The sequence below is a fragment of the Neobacillus cucumis genome (assembly GCF_016908975.1).
In the GTDB taxonomy this organism is placed as follows: domain Bacteria; phylum Bacillota; class Bacilli; order Bacillales; family Cytobacillaceae; genus Neobacillus; species Neobacillus cucumis.
The window spans coordinates 11,522-23,701 of sequence record NZ_JAFBEX010000001.1; the positions used below are offsets into that span (position 1 = coordinate 11,522).

Below are 12,180 nucleotides of genomic sequence, written 5' to 3' on the forward strand. Positions count from 1 at the left end.
TGTTTTTAAATTTTTTACATCTTTTAATATTATAGAGTTAAAGCTATTTCTAAATTCAGTAGATTATTAAATATATAGAGCCATAGGAGGTGAAGCGGCTTTAACGGTTAACCGATAAAGCCATTAATCATGTCACAAAACTGGACCCCTTCCCTGTTTAAAGATTTCCATAAGCAAGAACATGATGCTTGTGGAATTGTTGCTTGTCTTGAAAAAAGCAAAATCCCGACTAGAAAAAATATTTTTGACTGTATAGAGGCCCTTGTGACGATGAATCATCGTGCAGGCTTTATTAATGGCGAAGGCGATGGCGTTGGAATCCATATGGATATTCCAATCAAGCTTTGGAAGGAAAAATTAAGTGATGCCAACCTTGATCCAAACCTTGTTGATCAAGAAGATTTTGCCGTCGGACATGTGTTTATCAGCCAAAAAGTTAACTGGGAATCTACTAAACAAGAATTACAAAAGAAATTAGAAACATACGAGTTAACTTTAGTTTTTGAAACTAATGAAGTGACAGATTCATCTGCCCTCGGTCCCATTGCCATTCAAGAAAACCCTGTGTTTTGGCAATTCGCTTGTGTATCTGCAAAGAAAGACCAGGATCTCAGCAAGAATCTCTTTGATGCTCTTATAGATATTGAAACCAATGAGCACGTGCATGTTGCCTCTTTAAGTCAACATCATGTGGTATATAAAGTTATGGGTGCTGGAGATATTTTACCTCGATACTATCATGACCTAGCAAGTCCGCTTGTCGCTTCAACCATGACACTAGGTCATAATCGTTATTCTACCAACACACTATCAAGCTTTTTCCGTGTGCAGCCTTTTAGCGTCCTAGGACATAATGGTGAAATTAATACCATTGCCAAGCTGCGTGACGAAGCAAGAATGATAGGTGTTCCGCTTGTTAAAGATGGAAGTGACTCACAGGATTTAAGTCGTACAATGGAGACTTTAATCTGCCGTGATGGATACACTTTATTTGAAACAATGGATTTGTTATTTCCGCCTATCGTTAATGAAATCAAAGCATATCCTGAGCATCTTCAAGATCTATATACGTATCTTCGTGAAGCATGGGGTCATTTTGCTCAAGGACCAGCAGGTATTATTTCTCGTCATGGTGATGAGGCTGTATTTAGTGTAGATGCTTTAGGTTTACGTCCATTATGGATGCTTGAGACTGAAAGCTCTTATCTATTCTCTTCCGAACCAGGAATTATTCCTTCAAGTGAATATGTAAATGATCCTAAACCATTAGCACCTGGTGAAAAGGTTGGTTTTAAATGGAACGGAGAGACATTAGAAGTTTACGAGTATAGCCGTTACCAAAACGAAGTATACAGTCGTTACAATGATCGTTTAGCAATCAGTGAGTCAAGAGCGCGTTTGCAGGCTCCTACATTTAACAAAACGATTACCATGAGTTATCCAGATAAAATCCATAATGGACAATACAAGGCTTTTGGCTGGGAACGTGACCATATCCAATTAATTGAGCAAATGGCCGAAAAAGGTGTCGAGCCTATTCGTTCATTAGGGCACGATGCTCCACTTGCTGCCCTTAATCCAGAGCGTGTAAATATCGCTGATTATATTAAAGAAAGTGTAGCGGTTGTAACAAATCCAGCGATTGACCGTGATCGTGAAACTGAGCACTTCTCTACCCGTGTCATTATTGGAAAACGTCCAGTGTTATTTGCAGCTGAGAAAGCAAATGCTGTTATCGAGCTTACTACTCCATTATTATTGGAAGGAAAAGCTGGATTCGTATGTGCAGAGGAATTGGGACAGCCAAGCTTTGATCAAGTAGTTCAACATTTTCAAGAACAGAAATTAGCTGCTTTCATTTCTACAACCTTTGCAGGCAGTGAGAATTTGGACGACGCATTAGCAAGACTTGCAAATGAAGCCGTTCAAGCCGTTCATGCAGGTAAAAGTTTGCTTATTCTAGATGATGCAAAAGCACACCAAGAGGATTCGTACTGGATTGATCCGCATTTAGCTACTTCAGCTATTGATCAAGCATTAGTAAAAGCGGAATTAAGAAGAGATTGTTCTTTAGTATTACGCTCTGCTGCGATTCGCTCACTTCATGATATTATTACTGTTTTTGGTTTAGGTGCAGATTTAATTAGCCCATATTACATGTTCTTAACGGTTCAAGATGAAATGACAAAACCATTAACAAACCTATATAGTGCCTTAACAAAAGGTTTAGAAAAAGTTATTTCTACCATTGGTATTCACGAGCTGCGTGGATACGGCAGACTATATTCGAGCATTGGATTACATGAAGAAGTTGCCAAATTATTAAATATTGTAAACTTCTTTGGTTCAAGTGAAATCAAGATGGATTTTGAAGCCATGAAGCAGGACGCAATCAAAAGAGCTGCAGATTACCAGAGTGAAAAAGAAAGAGTTGGCAAAACATTCCACCTCTTCCCACGCATCTGGAAAGCAATTGGTGAGGTGGCTTCCACTGGTGACTACAGTGTATATCGCGATAAAATCACTGAGCAAGAGGAGCAAAACCCAACCACTATTCGCCATCTGGTTCAACTTAAAAAGAGCAATAAAGCCCTATCACCAGAAGATGTCGAGCTTCGTGTTGGAGAACATGATTTACCTTTCTTAATTTCATCGATGTCATTTGGCTCACAGAACGAAATTGCATTTAGAGCATATGCCGAAGGTGCAAATCGTTTGAACATGGTGAGTTTGAATGGTGAAGGCGGCGAAATTAAGGATATGCTTGGTAAATATCCAAAGACAAGAGGACAACAAATCGCCTCAGGACGATTCGGGGTAAATGCCGAACTGTTAAACTCTTCCAATCTATTAGAAATTAAGATTGGTCAAGGTGCAAAACCTGGTGAAGGTGGACACTTGCCTGGATCAAAAGTTACTGCAAAGGTTGCTGCAGCTCGTAACGCAACACTTGGTTCTGATTTAATTTCGCCATCCAATAACCATGATATCTATTCGATTGAAGATTTGGCTCAAATGATTTTGGAATTAAAAACAGCGAATGACCAAGCTAAGATTGCAGTAAAAGTCCCTGTCGTCCCTAATATTGGTACAATTGCCGTTGGTATTGCAAAAGCAGGTGCAGATATCATTACACTAAGCGGATTTGATGGCGGTACAGGCGCTGCGAGAATCCATGCCCTTCAATATGTTGGCCTACCAGTTGAAATTGGGGTAAAGGCAGCACATAACGCCCTTTTAGAAAGCGGACTTCGCCATAAGGTTGAAATTTGGGCAGATGGCGGCGTAAAGAGTGCAATGGATGTAATCAAACTTATGCTTTTAGGTGCTAACCGGGTTGGCTTCGGTACATTAGCAATGCTTTCTATTGGCTGTACAACTTGCCGTGGCTGTCATTTGGACACTTGCCACGTGGGTATTGCAACTCAAATCGAATCAGAAGCACAAGCAAAAGAACACGGTCTTCGTCGTTTTGTTCCTAGACAATTAGATTTAGCTGTTCAAGGAATTATGAATCTATTTACTGCTTTTGGTACGGAATTAAAAGCACTTGCTGCATCATTAGGAATTAAAAATTTACAAGATGCTGTAGGGCATTCAGAATTACTTGAACAAATTAAAGGTGAAGATCAACTTAACCTATCATACCTATTAAAACCACTTGAAATTAGCCAATTTGCTAAAGTTGAAGCTTCCAAGTCATTAGAGGAAGTTCAAATGCAAGTTGCAGCTGGTGCAGAATATCTTGATTCTAGTGTTGATGAACTACATTCATCTCGCGAATTCTTAAGTGTAACATCCGAACAACGAGTATTAGGAAGCCGTGTATCATGCCACCGCGTACGCGGCAGATTAGACGGTTCCTATAAGCAATTAACACCAGTTCAACTCAAGTATAAGGAAGGCTCAATTCCAGGTAACGGCTTAGGTGCATATAACTCTGAAGGTATTGAGATTACTGTCAATGGTGGTGGTCAAGACGGTGTCGGAAAAACATCCTTCGGCGGTAATATTCACGTCCTCAAATCTAAAGGAAAAAATGGCCGTTATTTAAATGGTTCAGTAGGTAAAGGATTCGGATATGGAGCTCAAAAAGGTCTCCTTGTTGCTCAGGGAAATGCTGATGCACGTGCGGGAATCCGTCTTTCTGGAGCAGATTTAATTATTGGTGGATCACTTAAGAAACCTATCCCAGAAAAAGAGGCTGGAAATGTCGGTGCAAATGCAAATATTAAAGGTTTTGCCTTTGAATATATGACAAATGGCCGCGGTCTTGTTCTTGGTGACCCAGGTCCATGGATTTGTGCAGGTATGACCGGTGGTGTAGTATATGTTCGACACCAGCCTGAGATGGGTCTAACTAAGGATGCTATAACTCGCCGTGTTGCAAAAGGTGCAAAAGTATCTGTGGTGAACCTAAACGAAAATGGTAAAAAGGATATTAACGAATTATTAGGCAAATATACTGAATTACTTGCGCAAAATGGGCAATCTGAAGAAGCTAATGATCTTCAAAAACTATTAGAAAACCCAGAAAATCACTTTGTGCAAATCCTACCTGTTAAAGAGCAGGCAGATCCATCTGTTTCAACTGAGTGATTAGAAAAGCGTAAGCACCCGTTTAGCGGCGTATGGCCTGGAGTGATTCGACTGAGATAAAGGAAACACGGAGCTCGAGTCGATTCGATGTTGACTTATCGTAGGAAGAAGCACGAAGGACATTAGCCGCTGGGTGCTGAAGCTGGACATTTCTCAAAGTTGATTATTATAACTATATGCTTAAAAAATGTAAAAAACGTCCGCTGATTAAAGTGGGCGTTTTTTACATTTTTTTTATATATACTAAATATATAAATTATGATAATATCTCTTGATTATATGGAGTAAACATTGTATAGTACATATTTGTTATTCATTGAACTGACAAATGAACATTTGAAAGGAAATTAGTTGAGATGAAGTTAGGTGCCCGCATTTTAAAAACGGGAATAGCCATTGCCTTATCCCTTTTCTTAGGTCAGGTGCTGCATTCACCCTCCCCTGTCTTTGCCGGGATTGCTGCAATCTTTGCGATTCAACCAACGATATATCGTTCCTATTTGACTATTATTGAACAGATTCAAGGAAATATTATCGGAGCATTGTTTGCGGTCATTTTTGTTCTACTTTTAGGAAATCACATCATTGTTATTGGTCTCGCTGCTATCGTTGTTATTAGTCTTAATCTTAAGCTTAAACTTGAGAATACCATTGGATTGTCACTCGTAACCTTAATTTCCATCATGGAGACGCAAAGTGGTAATTTTATTCAATTTGCTGGGATCCGTTTCTCGACGATTATGATTGGAGTGTTTTCTGCCTTTTTGGTAAATCTTATTTTTATGCCGCCAAGGTATGAAACTAAACTTTACTTTAAAATTGTTCAGACTACGGAGGAGATTATTAAGTGGATTCGGTTAAGTACCAGACATGACTATGACCACCAATTGCTCAAAACGGATATTAAGATTTTTAAAGAAAGCATCCATTCCATGGAGCAATTGTATACAATGTATAAAGAAGAACGTAGTTATTTTAAGAAAGTCAAACTTGAGAAATCACGAAAGTTAGTTATTTATCGTCAATTGAATGTGACGGCGAAAAAAGCCCTGGATACTTTAAAAAGGCTGCATCGCTTTGAAAATGAGCTTCTACAGCTGCCTGAGACCTTTAAGCAGTCTATCCAAGACCAGTTAGATAGTTTAATTTATCATCATGAACAAGTTTTACTCCGATTTATTGGAAAAATTCCTACTCCTCCATCTAATGTCAAAGAAACAAATTGCATTAATAAAAAGGAGTTATTTGATTTCTATTTAAAGCATGTAAGAGAAAATGATGGGCAAGATAATCCGCATTTATATCATTCCATGCAAATTATTGCCACCATTATAGACTACGGAGAACAGGTAGAACATCTTGATACTCTCATTACAAGCTTTCACATCTATCATCAAAATGAAGTATCCGTTGAAGTATCTGAATAACAACAAGACCCCGAGCAATTGCCCGGGGTCTATTTATATATTTATGTTTTTTTACCTATACTGATGCTTGCTCTTTATTTTCAAGCTGTTGGACTTGGAATAGCTTATAGTAATTTCCCTTCTTTGCCATTAGTTCCTCATGTGTCCCAATCTCAACAATTTGTCCATGCTCAATTAGAACAATCCGATTTGCATGGGTAATTGTCGACAAGCGATGGGCAACAATAAAGGTAGTCCTTTTCTTTGCTAAAGCCTCCAGAGATTCTTGGATTAGATGCTCGCTTTCTAAGTCTAAGGCGGATGTAGCTTCATCTAGGATCAATAAAGGGGGATTCTTTAAAAATACCCTGGCAATAGCCACACGTTGCTTCTGACCTCCTGAAAGCTTTACCCCGCGTTCTCCAACTTTCGTGTTGTATCCATCTGACAGATTTAGGATAAAATCATGAGCATTTGCCGCTTTGGCTGCCTGGTACACCTCTTCCTCAGATGCATTAGGATTTCCTAATAAAATATTATTTTTAACCGATTCACTAAACAATATATTATCTTGAAACACAACACCAATTTTATCTCTTAAGGTTTGTACTTTAAATTGCCGAATATCAACTCCATCCAAGGTTATTCTCCCTTTTGTTACATCATAGAATCGGGGTATAAGACTGACGAACGTTGATTTTCCTCCTCCACTCATCCCAACAAGGGCGATTGTTTCCCCCTTTTTTACATCTAAATGGATATCTTTTAAGACCAACTCACCATTATTTTCATATGCAAAGGAAACATGATCAAATGAAATATCACCTTTTACCTCTCCTAAATCCCGAGCATTCGGTTCATCGACGATGTCATATTTCTCATCAAGAAATTCAAACACCCGGTCCATGGAAGCAAAGGATTGAGTAATCGTAGTGGATGAGTTCACAAGTCTTCTTAAGGGATTATAGAGTCTATCAATATAAGCAAAAAAAGCAACCATTGTTCCAAGTGATAATTGATGCTGAATAACTAAGTAGGCTGAGTAACCAATAACGATTAACGGGGCGATATCTGTAATCGTGTTTACAGCTGCAAAAGACTTAGCGTTCCAGCTAGTATGCTTTAATGCCTTTTCTAAGAAATTTTTATTTTGTTTATCAAACTGCGTTTGCTCAAACTCTTCAATTGCAAAGCTCTTGATTACCGACATTCCCTGAACTCTCTCATGCAAATAGCTTTGTACTTCGGCAAGGGCTTGAGAACGTGTTCTTGTTAATGTTCGAAGATTTCCAAAAAAGTAACGCACTGAGAAGGCATAGAGAGGGAATAATAATATGGAAATGACCGTTAATTTCACATTCATATAAAACATAAAGACAAGCGCAAGTACAATCGTTGCGATATCAAGCCAAAGATTCATTAATCCTGATGTAACAAAGGTCTTAGTCTGCTCTACATCATTGATCACACGAGAAATAATTTCTCCAGCACGGTTATTGGAAAAATAGCGGAAGCTAAGCTTTTGAATATGGGTGTACATTTGGTCACGAATATCATATAAAATTTTACTCGAGGTCCATTGAGCAAAATACTGACGATAATATTCAATCGGTGGTCTTAAAAAGACGAATACAACAACCATGACTCCCATCATTAACAGTAGTTTATGAAGTTTCTCATCTTGAGCGAGTCCCTTATTCCCAATAATATCATCAACCACATACTTGATTAGCATAGGAATAATCAGCGGGATAGAAAATTTTATAATCCCAATGATGATGGTCCATATAATCTGAATACGATAAGGCTTAACAAATTGAAGGTATCTGCGAATACTGGTCAAACAATCCCCTCCTCTTTGGTATGTTACAAAAACAGATAGAACCTGTTGTTCTCTGAACAACAGGTTCTTTTTACAGAGGAAATAATCTAACGTCTGTAAGTTAAATAACGCTCATACCAAATGTCTATAAAATCAGGTGCAAAAGGACCGTTGCGCTGCCGTATCATTTGAATTAATTTGTCAACATTTCTTTTTAATATTTTATCAATGACATCTGGATAATTCATCTCACGCCGATGACGTTCATACTCATCTTCGTCTAGTAAGTTAAAGGTCATATCTGGAAACACTTTAATATCTAAATCATAATCAATATACTTAAGTGCTTCACCATCGAAAATAAATGGTGAACTAATATTACAATAATAGTGAATGCCATCTTCACGAAGCATACCAATTACGTTGAACCAGTATTGAGAGTGGAAATAACAAATCGCTGGCTCTCTAGTTATCCATGTTCTGCCATCTGATTCTGTCACAAGTGTCCGGTCATTTCCGCCTATCACTAAATTCTGAGACCCTTTTAATACTGTTGTTTCTTCCCAGACGCGATGGATGTGCCCATTGTGTTTATAGCTATGTATTTGCATTGGTTCACCTTCGATGGGTACGACCATTTTCTCCCCTACCTTCATTTCTGAACGCTTTGAAACCTAGTTCTTAACCATTTAAATATCGACTACAGGTAACAAAGTAAAATTCCTATTTTCTATTATTATAACGGTTAAGACAAGAATTTAAAACAAAAGAGCCAGAATTCACTGGCTCTTTGTAAAAAAATGTGTATTTTTTTGTTAATTTTGTATCAAAAATTACAAAGAAGGGGTAAAGTTCATTTCCCGATAAGAGTTAATGAGCTCCTCCGTCTGTGTTTCAAAAATTTGTTGTATCTCTTTTAGCTCTTTTTTCATGGACTTAATATCGCTTTGGATGCTCTCTAGATTCGTTTCATTTTGCAGCATCTGAAGCTCTTCTTCGATAAGTTGGCACCGCTCTAGTTCTCCTTGTAGATATAGTAATTTTTCCATTGTCACCATCTGTTCGGAAACTAATCGGTTAAAATGATCCACTTCCCTCACCGCCTTATTTTTGCTATTTATATGTATTCTTGAACAACTGTATTTTCCCTTTGACTATTTATGTAGACAATAAGGAAGTTTTGTCGAATTCGAAAAGCGGAAGCGCCCGTTAAGCGGCGTATGGCCTGGAGAGCATCGACTGAGATAAAGGAAACACGAAGAGCACAAGCTTTTTCGTGTTGACTTATCGTAGAGAGATGCTTGAAGGACACTAGCCGCTGGGCCCTGGAGCTGGACAAGAAGAAAAGCGGAAGCTCCTAAATGAAAGAAGACACTCCTTCGAAAAAGAGTGCCTCCTTTTAAGTATTTTCTATTAGCTTTGGCCGAATTGACCGCTGCCTTGGTTCTTACGAGCTTGAGATTGTTGGTTTTGTTGTCTTACTTCAGAAGCGTTAGTTTCGCTAGCGAATTCAGTTCCGAATTGACCAGCAGCACCAGTAGCGCCAGCTCCAGCAAAACCAGCTGATTGAGCGTTTTGTTTTCTTACTTCAGCAGCATTAGTCTCGCTTGCAAATTCAGTTCCAAAAGAAGAACTTCCTTGTGCAGATTGAGCATTCTGTTGTCTTACTTCTTGGATGTTTGTACCTGCTGAAGTTTTGTTTGGCTGTTGATTAAAGTTTGCCATATTTATCACCTCCACGAAATTTAATATGTCCCTGCTTCGTGGAGAATATCCCCAAAAATTATTTTAAAAAAATTTTTTAAACAAGTAACGAAATTCCACCATCAACAATGATCGTTTGTCCTCTAATCATACTGGATTCATCAGATAAGAGGAACATGACACTATTTACCATATCATCAATTTCCACCATTCTCCCAGCAGGAGTCTTTTCCTTTGCTTCCTGCAACAATTCTTCTCTGTTAGGAAAATGTTTTAACGCCTCGGTATCGACAGCTCCGCCAGAAACAGCATTAACAATAATATTTTTTGGTGCTAATTCAACTGCTAAGTACCTAGTTAAAGCTTCCAGAGCAGCTTTTGAAACACCAACTACTGTATAATTTTCCAAATAACGAATGGATCCAAGCGAACTAATGCTAACAATTTTTCCGCCGCCGTTTCTTTCCATTAGCTTTGCTGCTTCTTGTGCACAAAATAACAAAGCCTTGCTATTAATATTTAATGTCCAGTCCCAGTGCGACTCCTCTAACTCCATAACTGGGCGCTGGACTCCAGATGCAGCATTATTAACAAAAACATCTAATCGGCCAAATTCTTGATCAATTTGGGAAAACATATCTTTAATTTTTGCTACGTCACCAACATTGGCTTTCACAATTAATACTTTCCTGCCCATTGCTTCTATTTGTTCTGCAACCTCGAGGGCGGACTTTTTACTACGTGCATAGTTAATCACAATATCATAGCCTGCTTCTGCTAAACGAAGGGCCGTTGCCTTGCCAATCCCTCTACTGCTACCTGTAATAAGTGCTACTTTTTGTGTCATTCTTAAATTTCCCTTCTATGTATAAGATTAAAGGATTCACTTTTCTATTCATTTTATCTTTTCCATGAATAGAAGACAATTAATATAAAACACTAAAATCAAATACAGTTAAGGGGAGTTATGGGTTATGTATGTAGGACGCGATATGACAGAGCTTTCGATGATGGCTAAAACAGATTGGCAGGATAGTGAATTAGCCTTTTTTCATCATTCCTTTCAGCAAATAGCACCATATCTGAATAGTGAAGGACAGACTATTCACCGTGAGATTATTGAAGAAATAGAAAATCGCGGCGGAATGAAACGTCAAGAAGCCGACTATACTCATGGAACCAAAACAGTATATGATTAATATAAATAAAAGAGGAATAAACGCAGTTTGCGTTTATTCCTCCAAAGATTCCAGATACATTTGAAACATTTTTTGATAGGAAACAGGAAAGGCATACTGCTCCATTTCCTTGATGGAGACAAGCTTCCATTCCTCATTTTCCTGAAAATCAGTTGATATAGTTCCCTTATACACCTTAATATTCCAAATTAAATGAGAAAAAACATGCTCAATTTGACCAATAATCTTTTCGAAGTTGGCTTCTAACTGAAGTTCTTGGTTAAAAAGCTGAACAACTTCCTCACGTTCATTTTGTAAACTGTGATGCAATTCAACGTTAGGAAATTCCCATAAATTTGCAAGTAAGCCTTTAGCAGGTCGTTTATGAATAAGTATTTTTCCATCCTGTTTCCGAAGAACAGCAGCGGCAAGTTGAACATCACGTGTTTTTGTTTTTTTAGTTTTAACTGGTAGTTCTTCCTGAACACCATCGAAAAACGCCTTGCAGTGCTCACGAACTGGGCATAATAAACACGAAGGTGACGTTGGTGTACAGATTAATGCACCAAGTTCCATTAAAGCTTGGTTAAAAGACGAAGGATCATCATGTGAGATTAAGTCACGGACTGCCTTTTCAAATATTTTTCTTGAAGAGGGTTTCGCTATATCATCCCAAATCGATAGAATCCGCGATAAGACTCTCATTACATTTCCATCGACAGCTGGTTCCGGAATCCCATAGGCAATGCTTAATATCGCACCAGCCGTATATGGTCCCACTCCCTTTAGTTCAGCGATTTGCTTTGGAGTATTCGGGACTTCACCATTGTATTTCTCCCTTACTTCCTTTACAGCGGATTGAAGGTTCCGTACCCTAGAATAATAGCCTAGACCTTCCCAAGCTTTAAGTACTTTATCTTCATCAGCATCAGCTAAATCATCAATCGTCGGAAACAGGTTAATAAACCGATTGAAATAAGGGATTACTGTATCCACCCTAGTTTGTTGAAGCATAATTTCTGACACCCAGACCTTATATGGATCTTGATCCTTTCGCCAAGGTAAATCACGCTGCTCTCTTTTAAACCAGGAAATTAAGTCATTTTGAAATGCATTAATATTGATTTTTTCTGAATTTTCATGTTCAATAATCATAACTTTTGTTCCTCCAGATTGTTAAACACCACGAAAAAAGGGAAAATAAAAAGAAAAGCAGAAGCGCCTTGGTCAGCCCTGACAAGCTTAAGACGCTCCCAAAAGGAAGGCGTTTTTTGCCTTCATTTTGGGAGTGGCTTAAGACCTCGAGGGGCTAGGCGCTGGAGCTGGACAATTCCCAAAGACGAATTTTATATGCTTATCTAATAAGAAAAGCGCAAGCGCAAATTCTTACAAAGTAGAAAATGATAATTCTCAACTTTTATCTACGATAAGCGAAAATTACTTTTTTGACAAGATGTTATTAAAGGAGGAA

9 protein-coding genes are annotated in these 12,180 nt (G+C 38.3%); 3 read left to right on the forward strand and 6 right to left on the reverse strand.

What is annotated here, in order from left to right; translation table 11 throughout:
* Positions 1–129: 129 nt before the first annotated feature.
* Together JOC76_RS00070 and JOC76_RS00075 are read left to right on the forward strand one after the other, a co-directional pair.
* Entirely contained in the window at positions 130–4,599 is a 4,470-nt protein-coding gene (locus JOC76_RS00070; protein ID WP_205175094.1) for a glutamate synthase-related protein, read from the forward strand.
* A gap of 356 nt (positions 4,600–4,955) precedes the next feature.
* The gene (locus JOC76_RS00075; RefSeq protein WP_205175096.1) at positions 4,956–6,026 is read left to right on the forward strand and encodes an FUSC family protein; all 1,071 of its coding nucleotides are present in this window, start codon (positions 4,956–4,958) and stop codon (positions 6,024–6,026) included.
* 55 nt (positions 6,027–6,081) lie between these two features.
* Here the strand turns inward: JOC76_RS00075 and JOC76_RS00080 are convergent, their stop codons facing one another.
* The 5 genes from JOC76_RS00080 to fabL form a co-directional block, all read right to left on the reverse strand.
* Complete coding sequence (locus tag JOC76_RS00080) at positions 6,082–7,848, reverse strand: ABC transporter ATP-binding protein (protein ID WP_205175098.1); 1,767 nt, start codon at positions 7,846–7,848, stop codon at positions 6,082–6,084.
* Positions 7,849–7,934: 86 nt separating this feature from the next.
* On the reverse strand, positions 7,935–8,465 hold the full coding sequence (gene ntdP / locus JOC76_RS00085; protein WP_205175672.1) for a nucleoside tri-diphosphate phosphatase: 531 nt from the start codon (positions 8,463–8,465) through the stop codon (positions 7,935–7,937).
* Between the two features lie 195 nt (positions 8,466–8,660).
* Complete coding sequence (locus tag JOC76_RS00090; protein ID WP_205175100.1) at positions 8,661–8,918, reverse strand: YgaB family protein; 258 nt, start codon at positions 8,916–8,918, stop codon at positions 8,661–8,663.
* A gap of 322 nt (positions 8,919–9,240) precedes the next feature.
* Entirely contained in the window at positions 9,241–9,552 is a 312-nt protein-coding gene (locus JOC76_RS00095) for a gamma-type small acid-soluble spore protein (RefSeq protein WP_205175674.1), read from the reverse strand.
* Positions 9,553–9,628: 76 nt separating this feature from the next.
* Positions 9,629–10,378, reverse strand: coding sequence for an enoyl-[acyl-carrier-protein] reductase FabL (gene fabL, locus JOC76_RS00100; protein ID WP_205175102.1), 750 nt, complete (start codon positions 10,376–10,378; stop codon positions 9,629–9,631).
* Between the two features lie 127 nt (positions 10,379–10,505).
* Between fabL and yfhS the strand changes: the two genes are divergently transcribed.
* Entirely contained in the window at positions 10,506–10,730 is a 225-nt protein-coding gene (gene yfhS, locus JOC76_RS00105) for a mother cell protein YfhS (RefSeq protein WP_205175104.1), read from the forward strand.
* A 33-nt stretch (positions 10,731–10,763) separates the two neighbouring features.
* Here yfhS and mutY read toward each other — a convergent pair whose 3' ends face one another.
* Positions 10,764–11,864: an A/G-specific adenine glycosylase gene (gene mutY / locus JOC76_RS00110; RefSeq protein WP_205175105.1), complete on the reverse strand. Its 1,101-nt coding sequence runs from the start codon at positions 11,862–11,864 to the stop codon at positions 10,764–10,766.
* Positions 11,865–12,180: the final 316 nt, after the last annotated feature.